General features: G+C 40.6%; 15 protein-coding genes. 2 read left to right on the plus strand and 13 right to left on the minus strand.

Annotated features, from left to right (window positions below; translation table 11 throughout):
* Positions 1–143 precede the first annotated feature (143 nt).
* From ACN6KS_RS18865 to ACN6KS_RS18895, 7 genes are all read right to left on the minus strand, one after another.
* Entirely contained in the window at positions 144–542 is a 399-nt protein-coding gene (locus ACN6KS_RS18865; protein WP_094876274.1) for a nuclear transport factor 2 family protein, read from the minus strand.
* Between the two features lie 4 nt (positions 543–546).
* Positions 547–1,368, minus strand: coding sequence for a cytoplasmic protein (locus ACN6KS_RS18870; protein WP_094876273.1), 822 nt, complete (start codon positions 1,366–1,368; stop codon positions 547–549).
* A gap of 124 nt (positions 1,369–1,492) precedes the next feature.
* Positions 1,493–2,113, minus strand: a complete 621-nt coding sequence (locus tag ACN6KS_RS18875; RefSeq protein ID WP_094869321.1) for a DsbA family protein — start codon at positions 2,111–2,113, stop codon at positions 1,493–1,495.
* A gap of 692 nt (positions 2,114–2,805) precedes the next feature.
* Complete coding sequence (locus tag ACN6KS_RS18880; RefSeq protein ID WP_440960248.1) at positions 2,806–4,446, minus strand: alkaline phosphatase; 1,641 nt, start codon at positions 4,444–4,446, stop codon at positions 2,806–2,808.
* 131 nt (positions 4,447–4,577) lie between these two features.
* Positions 4,578–5,714, minus strand: coding sequence for a glycoside hydrolase family 18 protein (locus ACN6KS_RS18885; protein WP_440962420.1), 1,137 nt, complete (start codon positions 5,712–5,714; stop codon positions 4,578–4,580).
* Positions 5,715–5,718: 4 nt separating this feature from the next.
* On the minus strand, positions 5,719–6,819 hold the full coding sequence (locus ACN6KS_RS18890) for an acyltransferase (RefSeq protein ID WP_440960249.1): 1,101 nt from the start codon (positions 6,817–6,819) through the stop codon (positions 5,719–5,721).
* 44 nt (positions 6,820–6,863) lie between these two features.
* Positions 6,864–8,189 carry a glycosyltransferase family 2 protein gene (locus ACN6KS_RS18895; protein WP_440960250.1) on the minus strand — a complete coding sequence of 442 codons (1,326 nt, stop codon included), beginning with the start codon at positions 8,187–8,189 and terminating at the stop codon, positions 6,864–6,866.
* Between the two features lie 584 nt (positions 8,190–8,773).
* Here ACN6KS_RS18895 and ACN6KS_RS18900 point away from each other — a divergent pair.
* Complete coding sequence (locus ACN6KS_RS18900) at positions 8,774–10,123, plus strand: lytic polysaccharide monooxygenase (protein ID WP_341135211.1); 1,350 nt, start codon at positions 8,774–8,776, stop codon at positions 10,121–10,123.
* A 95-nt stretch (positions 10,124–10,218) separates the two neighbouring features.
* Here ACN6KS_RS18900 and ACN6KS_RS18905 read toward each other — a convergent pair whose 3' ends face one another.
* Both ACN6KS_RS18905 and ACN6KS_RS18910 read right to left on the minus strand, forming a co-directional pair.
* Complete coding sequence (locus tag ACN6KS_RS18905) at positions 10,219–12,807, minus strand: metallophosphoesterase (RefSeq protein WP_440960251.1); 2,589 nt, start codon at positions 12,805–12,807, stop codon at positions 10,219–10,221.
* Positions 12,808–12,896: 89 nt separating this feature from the next.
* Entirely contained in the window at positions 12,897–13,805 is a 909-nt protein-coding gene (locus ACN6KS_RS18910) for a chitosanase (protein ID WP_440960252.1), read from the minus strand.
* Positions 13,806–14,040: 235 nt separating this feature from the next.
* Between ACN6KS_RS18910 and ACN6KS_RS18915 the strand changes: the two genes are divergently transcribed.
* Positions 14,041–14,880: an AraC family transcriptional regulator gene (locus ACN6KS_RS18915; protein ID WP_094876268.1), complete on the plus strand. Its 840-nt coding sequence runs from the start codon at positions 14,041–14,043 to the stop codon at positions 14,878–14,880.
* A 21-nt stretch (positions 14,881–14,901) separates the two neighbouring features.
* Here the strand turns inward: ACN6KS_RS18915 and ACN6KS_RS18920 are convergent, their stop codons facing one another.
* The 4 genes from ACN6KS_RS18920 to ACN6KS_RS18935 form a co-directional block, all read right to left on the minus strand.
* The gene (locus tag ACN6KS_RS18920) at positions 14,902–15,552 is read right to left on the minus strand and encodes a polysaccharide deacetylase family protein (RefSeq protein WP_179281547.1); all 651 of its coding nucleotides are present in this window, start codon (positions 15,550–15,552) and stop codon (positions 14,902–14,904) included.
* A gap of 78 nt (positions 15,553–15,630) precedes the next feature.
* Entirely contained in the window at positions 15,631–16,236 is a 606-nt protein-coding gene (locus ACN6KS_RS18925; protein ID WP_440960253.1) for a YkoP family protein, read from the minus strand.
* A 180-nt stretch (positions 16,237–16,416) separates the two neighbouring features.
* Positions 16,417–16,890, minus strand: coding sequence for a hypothetical protein (locus ACN6KS_RS18930; RefSeq protein WP_440960254.1), 474 nt, complete (start codon positions 16,888–16,890; stop codon positions 16,417–16,419).
* Positions 16,891–17,029: 139 nt separating this feature from the next.
* Positions 17,030–18,832: an ABC transporter substrate-binding protein gene (locus ACN6KS_RS18935; RefSeq protein ID WP_440962421.1), complete on the minus strand. Its 1,803-nt coding sequence runs from the start codon at positions 18,830–18,832 to the stop codon at positions 17,030–17,032.
* Positions 18,833–19,114: the final 282 nt, after the last annotated feature.

Consider the following 19,114-nt stretch of genomic DNA (forward strand, 5'->3'; position numbering starts at 1 on the left):
ATCCTTTCCAAAAATTCTATAGAGAGGATAACGTCTTTTTGCTTTATAGGTAGTGTAAAACCTTAGCTTGATAGCGATGGGGTAGCGTCAGGAAAATGCGGTTATCCTGCCGCTACCCCGTATACAAATTAAGTTACAAACAACTAATTTGAACTTAATGCATTATTGACAGTTGCGCTGTCCACGATTTGAATAAATTTATTAACCTTATCATTCTCATCAAATTCATATAGATGGCAAAAGTCTGCTATAAATGATTTTCCTGTTGCTTTATACGTCCCACTATATTTTCCGTAGACGATAACAGTGTTATTATTAAACGCATAGATTTCATCTTTTGCAGAATAGCCATCCCATTCGGTTCCAAGGCGTTCATGTACGTTTTTCACTACTTCATCTGGACCTACATAAGTACCCGCATAAGGAAATCCAGCAGCTTCTGTCCAAGATACATTATCACTTAAATACATTTTGAAGGCATCCAATTTTCCTTCACCGGTTAATACATACGTTTCATGTAATAATTTTTGATAAATATTCATAACATTACCCCCAAGGAATTTCTTTCGTTACAACTTTTGCACTTAATTCTAATACGCCTTTATTTGCATAGCCTGGATATGCTGCTTCAAGTTTTGCAACAAAATCCGTAGAAGTTTTACTTTCTTCAGAGGCTTTAATTGCAGTTTTTAGATAATTACTAGTTGCAATAAGGGCTTGATTATCTAAGGATTTTTCTATTGAACCATGGCTTGGTACGATTATATTAGCATTTAATCCTTGTAACACTTTCAAGTTCTCAATCCAAGCTTCCATTGCTTCTTTTGAGCTAGTATCTGCTAAGAAAACATGTATTTCGTTGAATATTTCAATGCCACCAATCAATAATTTTAATTCTCTGTTAAATAAGCTAGTTCTGTAATTATCTAAACCTACAAGTTCAAATGTTAAACCTTGAAAGTCAATAGTTTTTTCTGCAAATACTTGAGGCAATACAACATTACTTGGCGCGTTTTCTCCAAGTGCATCTTTCCAAACTTTTAATTTACCTAAAACAGAATGAACAATATGTTCAACAGTAGATTCTGTGGCATACGCAATGGCTTCTGGATAAGCTGCTTTAATACTTTCTAACCCAAAATAGTAGTCCGGATCTCCATGAATAATAAAAATTTTATCTAAAGACAAGTTATTTTCATTTAGGAAATCAACAATTTCTTTCGAATCGGATTGAGTAAATTTCGCATTTATTAAGAATGCATGTCCTGCTTTTTCAACTAAGGTTGCAGTCACCATAAAACTTTTTTCTTCAGAACTAAATATCGTCAATTTCACATCATTTTGATTTATTTCGATTGTTTTAAACATAGAATTTTATCTCCTTTTTATTGAACCATCTTTAATTTCTAACGCTTTTTCAGGAGCTTTATTCTTCCTCTCAGCCGATATATTCTGTGGAATGATAAATGTTTTATACCTTAAATTAAAATCCTTAATAACAATCTTTAAAACGTGCTTCAATTTTATCCGACGTCATTACTCCGCCACCAATAGTAATTAATTGGTTATCCTTGTGTAGAAGTAAAGAGGGGTAGCTATTTATACCAAGTTGTTGAACCGTGTTGAAATCATTTTGAACATCTATTATAGTTTCTTGAGATTTTAGTCGCTCTAGTACTTGTTCAGGATCCAAATGATGATCAATAGCTATCTTACGATATGTTTCAGGGTCACTCAGACTTTTTCCATTATAATAAAACGCTTTTTGCATGGCAGAAGTAAATTCTAATAAACGGTTCGGTGCTAATGAACGTAAAGCTGAAAAGCCAATTGCAGCATCCTTTGAATTCATTGTAAAAGTACCTTCTGACAACAACGCCTGATATGAAGGACCAAATTCCGCACCAGTAAGTTCATTAATTCTTTTATTACCTTCTGATATATATGAGAATTTTTTTATTGGCAGATTATCTAAAAATAATCCTCCGGATAAAACAGTTAACGGAATTTCAGGGTGATTTTTGTGAAAACCTTTAATACTTTCTGAAAATCCATAGCACCATCCACAATATGCATCCCATATATATATAAGGGTGTCTTGTTTTATCTCCATTAAAAACGCCTACCTTTATTTTTTATTATTAAGCAGTCTCGCTGTTACTTAGAAATTCTCTGCTAACTTTTTAGCGCGTAGAATTGCATCTTCTTTAATCTATTGTGCTTTTTCAAAAGAAGGGACGCCAAAAAAATTCATTATTACCTAAAAATGGAGATGCCCCCTCTCTAGTTCTTCAGCTGGACCTTCAGACTAGAAAGCACCAGGTGCTTGAGTATGAAGTGCTTTTTTATCTGTAACAGGGACTGTTACTACTACCTGTAACTATTGTAGTTACAGGTAGTGTGAAAGTCAATTCTTATTAACGAAAAAATTAACTTCCTATTGTTGGGCTCAATCTAAAAACCTTCAGATGTACTTCCTTGGTATGTATAGAGATAATGTTATGAAGTTATAACTCTGCTAATCTGACAACACAGGATTTGCAGGTGTTTTTCCATTTTCATCCTCATTTTATGCTCGCTTGGATTCGTCAACCGCTGTTTTCGATTTTGAGCCGCTAACTTATTACATTAATTTGAAAGTGTTCAAAAGCCTCCCGCGGGGAGATTTTCACGATCACTCACTTTCCTGATTCCAATTCAAGTCGAAATTTCTTTTCCCAACCCAAAAACCCCTTTTTTATAAGGGGTTTTTGGGTTTAAGCGCTTTAACTTTTCGACGAAGAATCATACCCTAAACTTTAATAATCAGAGAATCAAGTCTACAGCATCCTGCGAAACCCACACTTTATCCTTAATCATTACCGTCAGCACATTGAGTTTCGTTGTTTTGCCATCCAGAATGGCGATGTTTTTATCAATAGGCAGCTTGAGAACCTGACCTGCTTTTTTCACTACAACCACCGGATTCGTCTTATCGGTCTTGTCTAGGGTGATCGTAGCTCCTTTGGACATGAATTTATCACTGGATACGTACAGCGTATCCTGAAGCTCAGCCAGATTTAGTCCGGTTACTTCTTGAATATACTTATTCACATCCGTATTCTGGATTACACCGCTGTTCACGAAATCGGTCGGTTTATAATTAGCCGGATGGTAGGCGAACAATCCGACTTCTTCCGATGTGTGATCATCCGTAGAGAAGGTTACGCCTATCTTATTTCCCAAGATTTTACCGATGACCGGCGAAAGGTTATCCTTCATACCTAATCTGACTTGATCCGCTTCTTCTTTGGTTAAATCACTAAGTCCATAATTATCCGCAAGGACCTTTTTGAAATTGTTCTCATTAATACTGTCTTCAATGTAATAACTGGTATGCTTTGCTTTCTTCATCACGGAGACTAGGTCTTTAGTAGAATCATAGTTCGTCATATTGAGCCCGCCAGTAGCATGATCTGAAACGGACAAGACTGCTGTATTTCCGTCTTTTTCTGCAAAGTCAACAGCGGCTTTGAAGGCTTTATCAAACGCTAATGTCTCACTCATAATCCCCACCGGATCGTTATCATGACCATACCAGTCAATCTGACTTGCTTCGACCATCAGAATGAAACCTTTCTCGTTCTGTGACAACTTCTCTACAGCAACTTTAGTCATTTCAGCAAGGCTCGGTTGCTTTTGCGGGTTCAGGTCAAAATCAGCATCCAGTGCTTCGGGGTTGAACAGACCCCAGATTTTATTCGTTTTAGAATTCATTAAACCTGCTTTATCCGTTACGTATTCATACCCATTTGATTTCAAGACTTTGGTTAAATCTTTTCCATCCTTGCGGTTAATATCTTCTTTGCCGGGTACCAAATACCCGGACCCACCCCCAAGAAGAACATCTACACCACTGTAGACCATCTGTTCTGCAATTGACTGTGCATTGTCACGCGTATATGCATGACTTAAAAATGTAGCCGGTGTCGCATCCGTTAATTCACAAGTAAATACCGTTCCTGTACTTTTCCCTGCCATTCTCGCTGCATCCATAATTGTAAGCAGAGGTTTGTTCACGTCCTCTGGCTTAACTGCGTCCACGAACGGCATCGTGATTCGGTCGGGCAGTATGGATACCGTCTCACTTTTGACCTTATGGCCTGTGGCATAAGCCGTAGCTCCCGCAGCGGAATCTGTGGTAAGTGAATCCGTAGAGTAGGTTCTCACCAGCCCGCTGAAATACTTGTCCATCGTAAGCGCCTGCCCTCCCTGATACCATCTGGCCAAGTTCACATCGGACAAGCTCATCCCATCCGTAATAAACAGGATCACGTTCTTGACCGTTTTGTTTGTAGGCGCATCAGAGTTATTGGCGCCACTGGCATAGGCCGTTCCGTTCCCTGCTGCAAGCAGACTGCAAACCATAATTGTACTGCAAATTCTTCCGATAACTTTTTTGCGCATTTGAATCCTCCTCTAGCAGATTTTATTAAGTACGTTTCTAGTTTAAAGGAGGATTGTTTGCGGGAGCAGCACCTATTCTCTTTTTATATATTAAATTCTATGCATATTTTGACTTGACCATTTAGCAATAACTACTTGTTCAGATTATCAGATAAATACTTTACTATGCCTTCTTCGGAGTCTTGAGAATACTCCCACACCATGACACCAGCCAATTTTTTATCTTTGATATATTTAACTTTTGCCTGCAAGGCTTCTTTATCTTCATACGTAATAAAAGTATCACCATCATACAAATAGGCCGTCTTAGCTGTATCGTCAAAGTATCGTTTAAATCGATCTTGACTCATATATTTTTCTTTTATTGTCTTGTAGCTTAAATCTACTTTGTCGATATTGATGGGTTTACCCAGTAAAAATGAGGCGCCCTTATTCTCATCACTTTTAACATTCTCCCATCCGTAGGAATAAGCTGGAACACCTAGTAGAAGCTTACTCGGATCAACATCACGATCTAAATATAAACGAATTATACGATCCACGCTGGTTTTGCTCTTACTATTCTTATCTATAAATAAATTTGAATTATACCCTGTTGTTTCTGACCAAGCTCCAGTCAAGTCATAGCTCATCACATTAATGAAATCCACGTACTTTTCTACTTTTTTAACCTCAACGTTTTTGAAGAACCAATCTTCATTTCCAGCAGCAAAGGTTAAATAGTAATTTTTATTTTTACGCGGAAGTCTATCCAGTTTTTCATTAAGTTCCTTCATAAGACTAGTAAAGTTCTTGGTATCTTCTGGTCTGGCTTTAGTTGTGTTCCAGGAATCAAAGGCTGGATATTCCCAGTCTATATCGATCCCATCTAAATCCAACTCCTTAACCATTGCGATCATACTCTCAGTAAAAGAGTACCGGTTTCCATCCATAGAAGCATCGGAGAATCCGTCCGCTTTATATCCGCCAACACCAAGGATGAAACTCGTTTTTTTATTATTTGATTGCAGCTTTTTTATATTTTCTTTAATGATCTCATTTTTAGCAGGGTCCAGATCAAAATATACATTGGTTTTATCAATTTTAGCAAAGGCGAGAATAGCAATATCAATGTTTTTGTCTTTTAAATTAAGATCTTTAAAGTCTTTCCATAACGGTATGTACACGGAGGTTATTTTTTTGTCTGAATCATTGAGATTGTAATAGTAAATTCCCATGCCTATAGCTAATATAGCGATGAAGATTTTTGTATATATACTTATTTTCATCATGTTAACTTCTTCCCCCAAATAATACATGTGTAATATATTTATTTAGATTTAAGACTTTAACCGTGATATAGCTAAATAAGAATACAATAATGACATTAAAAGTAAGGTTAACTATGGATTGGAGTAGAGTAGCTTGTATTTCTGCTCTTCTGGATACCAATATTTCAACTAACAAATGAATTAAGTAGATACTAAAGCTAGCCTTGGAAATGGAGCTGATTATTTTTTTGACTTTGTAATTCAACTTCTCGCTAATCACGGTTTCTTTTTCTTTAAAATAGATAAACGTTCCAATAGCCATAAAAAATGTTGAGAGTGAATAGTTGCCATAGAACATTTCATCTAACACACCACTAGATAAGGAAGAAAAATAGGTCGCTAATGGCGTTAAAAAAAAGGATATAATGCCTAAGTTAAAGAAAATATTTTTAGTTTTGACAGATATCGTATAGTTGAAGAGGTAATATCCCAGGATAAAATATCCTAGATAACCCATGAACAAGGGGATGTTAGTTATGGGAATATTAATATATTCAGAGGTCAATCTGAACACGAGGTCGGAGATGAATTTATAAACCACACTAACCAAAAACCATATCAACAGATAATATTTTAAATCCTTTTCACTGCACACTTTTACCAGCTTACTAATTAATGGAACTGTTATATAGATCGCAATAATTGCATACAGAAACCATAAATGTATATAATTCTTATCAAAAATTAAACCGTACGAAAAATGAATGAAAAAATCATAAACGCCCATGCTGCTTTTTTGAATGATATATTGGGTGTAAACGGCATAAATAAGTGACCAGCTAACTAAGGAAATGATTAAAGGAAGTACTTTTTTAATATAAAATTGCCGATATGATTTCACTTCCACTCGAAGGATCATCGCACCACTTATCATAAAAAATATTGGCACAGCAAATCTAGATATCGAATTAAAAATGTTGCTAATCCACCAAGAGGTTGTATTGAAATCATTTGTCCTTGTAAGCAAGTCTGCAGTGTAGTGCAAAATGATAACAGCTATGATGGATATTATTCTTAATACATCTATAAATACAATTCGTTTATCTTTCAATATATGATTCATAAATACCTCCTGATGAGTAGTTTGCTGATAGTTACAGTAGCAGACTAGCTGATACTTGAAACACCTTTTCTCTCAACGAATCCCCAGCCCTCGTCATTATCAAAGTATTTAAACGTGCCTACGATATTCATATAAAGCAGCAGATTTCGATAGGTTAGTAATTCAACTTGGCTAAACAAAAACATTCTAAAATAATCTTTAACTGAATAATTGCCGCCATATTTTTTGCATAAATAGAGAGAAATTCCGATTTGCAGCGCATTAATGACAATTACAGACAACATGAGAATAAAAGCCTTAAATAAATTGGTACCTAAAAAGAGTGATTGTATAAGATAAAAAATGCTTGTAAATGCTGTTAATGTACCTAGAACAAAACCATCGATAGCAAAAAAGAGACTGACACCAATGCTAAACTTTCGTGATAATTTGGACCAATAGATTAAAATGCAATCTACAAAGGCTTTTTGCCAGCGTATTCTTTGTTTATAAAAGTTACTTAAGTTTTCTGGGCATTCCGTGTAGCATACGGCTTCTGGCGCGTAGACGAGCTTCTTATTCAAGTTATTCGCTTTAATGAACTCGTGAATTTTTAAAGTAATATCAATATCTTCGCCTACAGTACTTCTAAACCCGTTAACGTCCACCAATATACTCTTATAAAAAGCACCAAATGCGCCTGAAATAACGACAATTGAATTAAAAACGGATTGTGTTAGTTTTCTAACATAAAATCCATGGATGTAACTGATAACTTGGCTTTTTATAATACCTTTACCAGTAAATTTATCTTGGATAACGCCGTTCCTTTTCTCAGCGCCCTGTACGATCTTTACCGTACCCCCTAAGGCGATGATCTTATCATCTTGAAAATATTGATTTACATATTTAAGCGAGTTAATTTCCAGCATGCTATCTGCATCCAACGTGATCACAATATCAGTATTCGCACAATCGATACCGGCGTTAAGTGAATCTGCCTTTCCGCCATTGACTTTATCAATTACAAATATTTTTTCATATTTCTCCGAAAAATAAATCCCTTTAATAGCAGCGTATGAAAGCTTCCCCTCTGCTTCTCTATCACTTATCGATAAGTCCAAAAGCTCATGTAATTTTTGAAACGTCTGATCCTTTGAACCATCATTAATAATGATGACTTCATAATTACAGTAATTTAGGCCCTCCATTGCATCTATGCAGTTCTTAATGGTGAGCTCCTCGTTATAAGCAGGAACTAAAACGGAAATCGATTTTTCATCACATTCGTTATTCAATTTCTTAACTTTACTGAAAAATAAAGGGATGACTGTGTAAAGAGTTTGAAACCCAATAAAAATGAAGGTTAACAAATAAAAAAAGTATTGCATCTCCTCACTCCTTTTTATCTATCTAAAGCTTATAATTCTATGAATTGAACTGTTCTCCAGACAGTTAATCCCACACTAATTTCAATCACTTACATCCTTTGTTAGTAATTCCAACTAATAATAGTAAATAAAACCAAAAATAGCAACCTTTGAAAGCGTTGTTATTGTAATTTTCTGAATAATATATAGTTTTCCTCTTTATTTTACATACATTAATTTTCATTTCACAAAAAAAGAAGAAAGAAGAAAATTTCAAATTCCAAGTATTAAAGAGGAAGATAGGAGAAATGTAAATCGGGTTCTGAGGAAGTCGTTTCATACTAGAAAATAGCATATTTCTTCTATTTATGGTAGACAAATTCCATTTATTTTCATATAATCACTATGAAGTTACAACAATTGTTATCATTCAATGAATTTAGCCCTACACACTTTTTTCTCTACCTTTCATGTCGATATATGAGCTCTTATGAGTTTATATAATTACGTTCAACAAAGAAAGGAGTTGTAATTGAGATAAGACGTTCGGGTCTGAATGCATCATTCATTCGCAGTGCATATTTCATTAAAAGAGGAGGAATAAAATGTCATCTTTTCGCATTTCTCATTCACCTTGGGTAAAGCTGCTAGCTTATGGGAGTATCATGTTGATTATTTCATTGGTTGTAATGCTATTTCCGGAAAGGTCCTTTTCTCACGGCTATGTTGAAGGACCTGCTAGCAGGGCAGCACTCTGTAAATCCGGACAAAATACAGATTGTGGCCCGATTGTTTATGAGCCCCAAAGTCTAGAGGCACCTAAGGGGTTCCCTGCTGCAGGGCCAGCAGACGGGAAGATTGCAAGCGCTAACGGAGCTTTTCCCAAGCTTGATGAACAATCGGCTACACGCTGGTCTAAAGTCAACATATCTGCTGGACAAAATACTTTCACTTGGAAACTGACTGCCGCTCATTCGACGGCAAGCTGGAAATACTATATTACAAAGCCTAACTGGAATCCTAATGCCGCTCTTACTCGAGACTCATTCGACCTGACTCCTTTCTATTCGGTGAACTATGGAGGTGTACAGCCACCCTTCTCTTACTCAGACACGTTTAACGTTCCGGAACGTAGTGGATACCACGTCATCTTGGCTGTGTGGGAAGTCGCAGATACTCCGAACGCCTTCTATAATGTCATTGATGTCAACTTTAGCGGAAGCAACCCTGTCGATACCCAAGCGCCTTCCGCGCCAGCTGCTTTGACGGCAACTGCAAAAACATCCACCAGCGTTTCCTTGGCCTGGAACGCATCCACGGATAATACCGGTGTAACAGGGTACCAAGTATTTAACGGATCTTCTTTGGTTGCTACCGTATCCGGCACAACATTAAATTACACCGTATCTGGATTAACCGCGAATACTGCCTATACCTTTAGTGTCAAGGCAAGAGACGCTGCTGGCAATGTCTCAAATGGAAGCAATTCCGTCAGTGTTACTACCAATGCACCCGTCGGTAATGATACGCAAGCACCGACAGCCCCCGGCGGCTTACATGTTATGGGGACCCCAACATCCTCCAGCATTCAGTTAATGTGGAATCCGTCAACGGATAATGTTGGTGTTACAGGCTACCGTATTTATAGAGGAACGACATTAATCACCACTGTACCTGGAGCCACAACGGATTATACAGTAACAGGTCTTAGTGCAGGAACAACATATACGTTCAGTGTATATGCCTTCGACGCCGCAGACAATCAATCAGTGGCCAGCACCATCAATGGAACAACTGCGACAGCGTCTACAACCCCAGCTTGGGCACCTAATACCTCTTACACAGTCGGTGCGTTGGTAACCTATAATGGTTCTGTGTATGAATGTCGTCAAGCCCATACATCGATAACCAGTTGGGAGCCTGCCAATTCCCCGGCGCTATGGTTATTGAAATAATGATGTGAAAAAATCAAATCCCTAAATTGGGTAAAACCACGAGATACAGTGAAACTGTACTTCGTGGTTTTTTGCTTTTTAATACAATTGAGGATTCATTGCATTCCTGCTTCTGCTGGAAGCGAATTACTTCTTGTCCCCACTGCTTTAATAACGAAATTGTAGGATTTAGCAGAATCTATGCCGTTTAATGTATAGCTGTAACTTGTCTGACTGTTTACCGCCGGCACATACACGCTCCAGTTCGTGCTGACTTTATCATTTTTCTCGTAAATCCGGTAACCTCGCACTGGCTCAGAGCTATTTACAGGCGCTTTCCACGAAAGAACTGCACGGTTCCCGGACTGTCTTACTGCGCTTGGATTTTGGACTATGCCGGGTTTAACGTCAGTCCTTTTAATACTGTAAGCGTCATAGACGGCAATGGGTTTATCTTTAACTGCTGTGTAGGATGTGAATTTCAGCACGTCGCTTGTAATGGATACATCCACGAACATTTTCTTGTTGGGCTGATCGTTTTTTGCTGCAAAAAAACTGTCTGCATCTGGATTAATAGCATAGAATTTCGAAGCGGCTGAGTTGCCCATTAGATACACGGTCCCTTTGGGATTCAGCACATTTCCTTGCTCATCGGTAATAACATTCTTAATCGGAACGTTGTTCAACATTTGAAAAGACCTCATATACATATGGTCATGTCCTTCAAACACCATATCCACACCCAGCTCATCAAATACAGGAATCAGGTATTTCCGGTAAAACTCTACCCGGTCGCTTTCTGCCGAAGCATTATCCCCAGAGGAATAAGCTCCCTTATGCATAGAGACGAATTTCCACTTCTTATCGGTCTTTGCCACCTGATTCCGCATCCATTCCAATTGCTTCGTGAACTGAATATCTGCTTTGTACGGCTTGACCTCTCCTTCGTACTGGGAATTGATTTGCATAAACAGGGCATCGCCGTATTCGAAAGCATATACCGACCCGTCATGAGCACCCGTCCCAACATCTTTTGGTAGATTAAAATGATTATAAAAGTTATTATTCGGATAATCCTCTATCTCATGGTTACCGATAATCGGTGCAAATGGTACATTGGCAAATTCTTTTTTCGGCACACCCAAGAACCACTGCCACAGCTGCTCCAGATCACCGTCATCCGTTAGATCCCCTGTAAGAAGAACAAACTTGGGATCTATCGTTTTCTCAATAGCTCGCTTAAAAGTATCCTGCCACAGATCGAAATTCGATTTACTTGAACCTTGGGTGTCGGTTACATAGAGGAAATGGAAGTCCTGATTATCCGCCTTGTCCGTGGTAAAAGAACCCGCCTCGCTCCAACCGTCCGCATCACCGTTACCGGCCCGGTAGATATACTTGGTTCCAGGCTTAAGACCGCTTGCAATAACCTTGTGGCTAGCGAACTTTTTATACTTCTTGGAGCTTCTGTCTCCTGATGTCATTAAGGTTTCAATAACTGTTGCGCTGCCCTCATAAGAAGCTGCCAGTTGTTTCGGGAACTCGCTTCCTCCCGCATTGGAAGCTTCCACTACTTGCACTACTGTACCTCTGACGGTTTCGGCTGTATACCAGTCAAAGGCAATACTTGTCTTTGGGTCCCCATTAAAAGTCATGTTCAGCAGCGTTGGTGTTTTGATGCCGGTATCCGGAGACTTCGTCTTAAAGCTCCAGGTAATATCGTTCTCCGGTGTCCGGCCATCCGTAGTCCCCTTAACAAGCTCTTTTGGGATGGTCACGTTGTAAGTTTTGCCGGCAGTGAAATTAGGGTGGCTGACTTTGACTGTATCTTGACCGAGGAGCAAAGCAGAGATGTTGTTAAGAGGAACATTGTTTTCTGTGATTACAACCTGATAACTACTGTCGAGGCTGATGGCTTTGTTAAACTTCACTGTGATCTCTGCGTTAAGGGGAACATCTGCAGCCCCTGAAGAGGGAGTTTTGCTTACCTCAAGTGTGGGAGCGTCCCCAGGTTCGCCGCTGCTGCGTGTTCCTTTAATTACCACATCTTTAATTCTGCTTGAGCCTGAGCTGGACACCGTTCCCCCGCTTACGCTTTTCGCAGAGTTTACCACCCAGCGGATATAGAGTATATCTTGATTGTTTGTTCCAGCAGGCAAAGCGAGGTTCGTTAATTTGCAGGAATTATTGGAACAATTAAAATTGTTCTGGGCTAGAACAAGGTTGCCGCCCGTAACATCTGTCCATTCCTGTTGATCTATACTGTATTGCACCTTAAAATCCCTGGGTCCTGTACTTGAAGAGGTTTGCTGTGATGAGAGGAAGATACCTTCGAAGCCTTGGGTAGAAAGCGTGGCAAGCCAGTACTTTAGACCCGTTCCTTCATGCCAGCCCTGGTTGCGTACGCTGTTCTCACCTGAATCATAGGTGTATGCATCCGTATTAGTTCCTACATCACGAATGGATGAAGACGATTGATATACCCCGTCTGTAGCCGGAAATACACCATTTTCGCCTTTGTCTTTAAAAATCCACTGGGCAATCGTTTCCTGAACTGCCGCTGCTTCACTTGTAAGGTCTTCCTCAATTTCCTCCCTTCCTGCTGAGACAATACCGGTCAACTCCATGGCAAGCAGCAAACCTATAACCATTAGACTGATTACCTTGTAAAATCTATTTTTGAGATAAGATTGGTTGTTATCCATTCAGCCCATCTCCCTCTAAATTAATCTTACTTATCATTGAACCGCCGTCACCAAGAAGAACGGCGGTTCTGTCTACTCTTGCATTCCTGTTATTGAAGTTCCCAATCGGTGACTTGAAGGACTGCCGAATCTGCACCCTTCAGGTCTGTCTCTCCCATGTTGAGCAAATTGCTCCACTGCTTCACACGGTTCTTGCCGTTAGGCGGAGTGTTGTACTCATTAGTATCCACAATCTTGGTCCGTTCTTTATAGAATTTGGTCATGAAAGTCTTCTCATCTGTGCTGCTTCCTGATTTACCCAAAAGCCCTTGAAGAGTCTCGGAGCCGCCGGTAGCACCATGGTTTAGCGCAGCATCCACGAAGGAACCAATCGTTAATGCCGAGTTAAAGCCGCGATTGCGGGCCTGCTCCACACTGTATTTAATGTAGATATTGTAGAATGTTTTCCACATAGCCTCTCTCCACTCGGGATCATTTTGCAAAATGCCGATTTTTCTGCAGAAGCTCTCTTCGCTTTCATTGATTTCGAGGATTTTCCCTTTCATCGAACCCTTAACACCGATCCGGGCCAATGCGCCTTTAACCGAAGGATTACTCGCGCCTTTGGCAGCATCATATGCCTTGAACAGATCCGGACCGTCGGGACCGGTATCATTTGAGCCGCCTGTAGTCGCACCGAATATTCCAATCGTATATCCGCGGTCATCATCAATATCTTCACAATATCCGTAAAAATTGATCCAGTTCAGATCGTCCTGCTCCGGTTTGTTGACAAGCATCATAATATTGTTCCACTGCTCACCATCCAGACCTGTGTTGTCGCGCAAGAATTGAAGTGTTGCCGGTGAGAAATTAGAATCCGGGTTCCCTGCCGCATAACTTTTCTGTTGAGATGCATTGGACAGATAGCCATAAGAAAAAATCATTGAAAAACTGAGCAGAATCAACAATGAAAATTTCATCTTCTTGGAAACCTTACTATTCGTTGAATTAAGCACCGCAATCTCTCCTTTAATTAAATAGTTTAAGCGCTTTAACTTTGAGTGGCAGCGAACCTTATCCCCAACCTATCTGAGCATGACAGCCCTCCTTTTTCCAACACTTGGTAATTCAATTCAAGCTTATCTCATAAAGTTTGACTAAACAGCACGTATTTTCTTGTAATTATTAAATTTTATACATATGTTGCTACAAACCCTAGATTAAGTCTACAATCCTCTTAGGAGGTGCTGAATGAAGCCGGTATTTTATGAGTCTACTCTTTTTGAGATCAGCCGCAAGAAACAGGTATACACCAGCATGCCTTCAAGACACTATCATGATGCCTATGAGATTCTGTATTTAATATCCGGGGATTTTTATTATTTTATAGGGGACAGAACCTACCAGGTTGCGGGCGGTACGTTGCTATTTATGGATATTCATGAAATGCACAAACTGGTCAATTCTGGATGCAATATGTATGAACGGGTTACACTGCTGTTTAAAAAAGAATTCCTGCAGCATTTCTGCACTGGCGGTCAATGTGAGGAACTGCTCGAATTGTTCAAAAGTGATTACCGCGCTTTGAAGATGACCGGGAAGGATCAGTATTTCATCGAACAGCTTTTTCAGAAGATGATCCAGGAGGGAAAGAAGCAAGATCGTGGATATGAACAGTACCAACAAATAATATTGGTGGAGTTGCTTCTCTATCTTAATCGTAAACTATTTGACAGCCGTGTAGCTCCAATGTTGGAATCCAATCGCACACACAAGAAAGTCCTGGACATCGTTAATTATGTAAATCAACATTATATGGAACCGCTTAAGCTCTGTGAGATTTCACGGCAGTTCGACATAAGCTCTTCCTACCTATGCCGAACTTTTAAAGAGGCCACCGGCTTCAGTTTTATTGAATATATTAATAACATCCGCATTAAAGAAGCGCGTGATTTGCTCGTTGGCTCTTCTTTTAATGTTACTGAAATTGCAGGTATGGTTGGGTTTGATAACATCTCCCATTTTGGACGGACCTTCAAATTAATGATGGGTATCTCGCCGCTCTGCTTCCGCAAACAATTTAAGTCATAACAGTAAAAATACTGGAATGCGTCAAGACATTTCGTCAAGACGAACAAATTGCAGGTTTCTTGCCTGCAGTTGATTTAGCACTTCCTCTAAAGCTTGCAGCATAAAATAAGGAGCATGCCGGTCCGCGCCCACAGTCTCACCGCTGTCGTGAAGTAAGACAACGGAGCCATCGGTGATTCCATCTAACAGAATGGCCTGCATCCGGGTTTGACAGACCCTGGTGTTCCAGTCGCCTGCCTTCAGCGACCATAGAACAATTCGATACTGCTTGTATCGAAAGAAATCAAATAGATTGATTAATCCCCAAGGTGGACGGTAATGAGTGGGCCTGGTTCCGACAATAGACTCTATAATATCAGCGGAGCGGTCCAGATGTTCTCGCCTAATCGTACGGGGCAGCATCAGCCAGTTAGAGGTATGACAATAATTATGGATGCCAATCTGATGGCCTTCCCGATCCATTCTTCTGATCAGGTCTGGATACTGCTCCGCTCGCGATCCAAGCACGAAAAAAGTGGCTTTCACTTGATGTAACTTCAATAAATCCAGTAATTCCGGCGTATATTCCGGATGTGGTCCATCGTCAAAAGTGAATGCCACCTGTTTCTTTACCGTTCCTTTGCGAAAGACACCAAAGCCGCTCACTCGCGTAATCAAACTCGGAATAAACATGTAAAGGGTGGCAGTACATAGTATTCCTCCTATAAGATATGTAAGAATAATTACACCTCCATATAACAAGCTTAAGACTTATCCAGAATAGTTCTGTCCGGGTGAGAACCGATTCTTCAGTGAGGCCCGTGAATGAATCAGTAACATCGGGACCAGTTGTTCGGTTCGCCGACTGATTCTTTGTCTGCCTTCCGGATGCATGGCAGACAGCAGCAATCGAAGATAAATGGTGGTGATGCGTTCAAAAAAACCGGACTTTATATTTTGCTGTTCAAAACCAAGACCATGTGTTAATCCCCGATGGAGCAGTGTAATACCTAATAAAGCCTTGACCTGCCTGAACTCGGACTGCGATTCGAAGGCTTCATTGATTTGCTGCATTGATTTACGCAGCATGCGAGCCGTTTGGAGTGCAGCACGATCCGATCCTTCGGACTGGATCAACTTCAGGATACTTCCATTATCGAGGTGGAGCTCTCCCACCCACTCGCCCTGGTTGATGACCGTGGCGTCTTGGCATATAATAGGCTGTCCCCGGTGCTTTTTTAACATCACGGTACATATACCAAAGTGCGACTTATGCGCTCCACGAAAATGTGAAAGCAACGCAAAAGCTTTTTCCCACATCATCCAGACGGACTGCACCGTGGTTTTACGTATTTTGAAACCCAACTCATCCACCATCCTTAAAACGGTTATAGTCTCTCATTTCATACATTGTGCATAACGGATCGGCTGCAACAAAGGAACATAATGAACCTCATTAAAACTTTCTTAACGTCTACATCTATTGGACGCCATACAGTGGAATTTCTCTGCGATTATATTAAATTTTCGTATAACTTTTTTCATTAGCTACTCTTTCTAGTATTTTTTGAGTTGTCGTGGGGAAGTCACTACCCAAACGATGAAAGCCGTTAGTGCCACACCACCGAAAAAAATGTACCCATTAAAAAACAGGTTATTTGTATATTGGTTAATCCAACCGAAACGATACACCACGGAGTCTTTATGGTTAGTAAATCCATTGAGATTGTTAGATAATGAACGAATTTCAGATGTTTCTCCCCAAATCATTATTCCTATAATAAGTATGGAGGTTAAAGGGAGTGTAATATGGACAAGTTTACTTTTATTCTTACTTTTGAACCCCCTAATTAAAGCACCTACATTAAATAATAAAATGGTGAACAACAATAATCCTACAACCAAAGCTATGATACCTGGGTTACCATTCCCTGAAATACTTCCACCAGGACTATATTTAAAAGTCATCCCTTCTACAGCAAAAATACTAATCACATTTAATATCAGAACAACGATTAATTTTCGCAACATACTGCCTCCTCTTCACCTGACCTAACTAGTAAAACACTAAAAAAGCGGCTTCCCCTTTGCAGAAATCTCTGTTCAAGGAAAGCCGCTTCTCATGTTGTCAATTCTCTAAATTTTGTCTAACGTGTTCAAGGATACTTGTTTAGTTAAGCTTTTCCAGCCAGATATCTTTAAAATCGACCCACCCAAGTGTATTTAAATGGACGCCACGGATTGTAGGATGTAGGTATGTTCGAAACTCTTTATGATGGAGAAAAATGACCGAAGCTTCGTCGCTTAAATATTCCTCAATCCCCTTCAAATGCTGGCGTCTGCCAGTTTCCGTATCGGAGCTTAAGGCATCGTCAATTCTTCCGTTAATCCAATTCAGAAGCTCATCGTCCAAATACGCCCGGAAAGGACTATCCCCGTGCTCATAAACTTCAATCTCGCATACCTCGTCTTCAGCCAGGACGAACCCTACGATCATCAAATCCTCGTCGTGATGCGGACTGCCGCAACCAGGTTTATCTTCCCATGAAATAATCTTTAGATCTACCTTAATACTCCACTGCTCAAGTCTTTCCACAATCCATCGAGCATCTTCCTCAAACTTCTCATGGGCAGTGAAGCGGATGACTGAACCGTCATAATTCGATTCACGCAGAACAGTTTTTACACGATCTAGACGGAACGGTTCAACAGAGCGGGATTGGCTCGCTTCCGGGTGGAAACCGAAGGCAGATAGCACGCGATCACCCCCCAGTTCCGAGACCAGGTCGCCAGTATTCAGAATCATGCGTACCGCCCGGCGGAACGCCTCCGACTGCTGTGCACCCGGCCGTCGAAGATTCCAGGTTAGCATCGTACAGCCATTGGATAATTGCTTTAGCGTCTGCCAGTCTCCGTTATGGTTTCCCAGCGGATGATTCTCGACGAACTCGTGATGCAGCACCTCGGGAATATTAATTGCTGACTGAAGACATTCCTCCGGCATGGTAATCATATCCACACCATCCAAATAGGGCCTTCCTTCATGATAGGCAGTGTGGGCAGCCAACTCGATGCAGTGCGATGACTGCGAGACGATCCGAAAAGGGCCGGTGCCGATCGGCAGCCGCCAGAAGTCCGTCTCTTCCATACCACCCAAGTTGGCAGGCAGGATGGATGCTGCGCTGGAGCACATGTACCTGTCGAAGATTCGGTTTGGCTGCTTCAAATGCAATTGTATTACACGCGGGCCTAGCGCTTCGATCCGTTCTACTCCCCGCAGCAGCCAGCGGTTATTGGTGTCTCCGCGCAAACGCTCCAGCGTAAAGGCTACATCTCTTGCGGTCAGTTCGTGCCCATTATGGAAGTGCACCCCCTTGCGTAGATAGAAGGTCCACTCACTCGCTTCTGCATTGGACGTCCAATGATGAGCGATACTCGGAACAATTTTGCCCGCAGCTTCATCAAACCGGAGGAGGCGGTCGTAAATTTGCCGCAACAGATGTGCGTCAGCGCAAAATCTTACTTGAGCAGGGTCAAAGGTCGTGATGGGACTGTAAATCGGGAAGCGCAGTATGTCACTCGTAGAGATACCATCACGTGCTTCCTCTTTTCGGTAGCCAAATTGACCGTTTAGCCATTCAAGGAATTTGGGCTTGGCAAGCGTTCCCTCACCGAACAATTGTAGCCATTCAAAAGCTTGCTTATAATCCCCTTTTTCTGCCCAGCTCTGGATCAAGCTTAGCAGGAAAATTTCCTTGTCCGTCTTGAAAGCGATCCGCGAGCGATTCCCACGTCCGCGCCCCGGAATCCAATCAATCAGACCTTCTTCCTCCAGCCTGCGCAGGATAAGCTTCGCGTTCCGAGTGGTGCAGAACAACGCTTCCGCCAGCTCCTCCAAGGTTGCTTCTACGGGCATTCCCTCACTAATCCCCCCACCGAAGCGGTCGTAAAGCGTAAAATACCGTTCAGTCATGATCACCTTTTTCTGCCTCCTTTCGGTTATATTCCTCAAAAGAGGAAATCATGTGTGGAAAGTATACGCTTTTTATCCCCTTTTGAACAGCGCATAATAAGTCTTACAGAAATAAGGAAGCGGGGGAGAACATATGTTGGAACATCCATATCTGATTGAGAAACTGAGAGAATATCGAGAGGCAGAAATAAGTTGGCGACTTTTGAGGCGAATTCAGAGCTGCTTATGGAAAGTTAAAAGAAGTAACACCACACAAAAATCAGCTATCCATTCGTAAACTGG

The organism is Paenibacillus nitricinens (assembly GCF_052056485.1).
GTDB lineage: Bacteria > Bacillota > Bacilli > Paenibacillales > Paenibacillaceae > Paenibacillus_AQ > Paenibacillus_AQ nitricinens.

Coding starts and splice junctions, on each gene's coding strand:
- ACN6KS_RS18865 (WP_094876274.1), bottom strand. CDS start 542: ATGAATATTTATCAAAAATTATTACATGAAACGTATGTATTAACCGGT.
- ACN6KS_RS18870 (WP_094876273.1), bottom strand. CDS start 1,368: ATGTTTAAAACAATCGAAATAAATCAAAATGATGTGAAATTGACGATA.
- ACN6KS_RS18875 (WP_094869321.1), bottom strand. CDS start 2,113: ATGGAGATAAAACAAGACACCCTTATATATATATGGGATGCATATTGT.
- ACN6KS_RS18880 (WP_440960248.1), bottom strand. CDS start 4,446: ATGCGCAAAAAAGTTATCGGAAGAATTTGCAGTACAATTATGGTTTGC.
- ACN6KS_RS18885 (WP_440962420.1), bottom strand. CDS start 5,714: ATGAAAATAAGTATATATACAAAAATCTTCATCGCTATATTAGCTATA.
- ACN6KS_RS18890 (WP_440960249.1), bottom strand. CDS start 6,819: ATGAATCATATATTGAAAGATAAACGAATTGTATTTATAGATGTATTA.
- ACN6KS_RS18895 (WP_440960250.1), bottom strand. CDS start 8,189: ATGCAATACTTTTTTTATTTGTTAACCTTCATTTTTATTGGGTTTCAA.
- ACN6KS_RS18900 (WP_341135211.1), top strand. CDS start 8,774: ATGTCATCTTTTCGCATTTCTCATTCACCTTGGGTAAAGCTGCTAGCT.
- ACN6KS_RS18905 (WP_440960251.1), bottom strand. CDS start 12,807: ATGGATAACAACCAATCTTATCTCAAAAATAGATTTTACAAGGTAATC.
- ACN6KS_RS18915 (WP_094876268.1), top strand. CDS start 14,041: ATGAAGCCGGTATTTTATGAGTCTACTCTTTTTGAGATCAGCCGCAAG.
- ACN6KS_RS18920 (WP_179281547.1), bottom strand. CDS start 15,552: ATGTTTATTCCGAGTTTGATTACGCGAGTGAGCGGCTTTGGTGTCTTT.
- ACN6KS_RS18925 (WP_440960253.1), bottom strand. CDS start 16,236: ATGGTGGATGAGTTGGGTTTCAAAATACGTAAAACCACGGTGCAGTCC.
- ACN6KS_RS18930 (WP_440960254.1), bottom strand. CDS start 16,890: ATGTTGCGAAAATTAATCGTTGTTCTGATATTAAATGTGATTAGTATT.
- ACN6KS_RS18935 (WP_440962421.1), bottom strand. CDS start 18,832: ATGACTGAACGGTATTTTACGCTTTACGACCGCTTCGGTGGGGGGATT.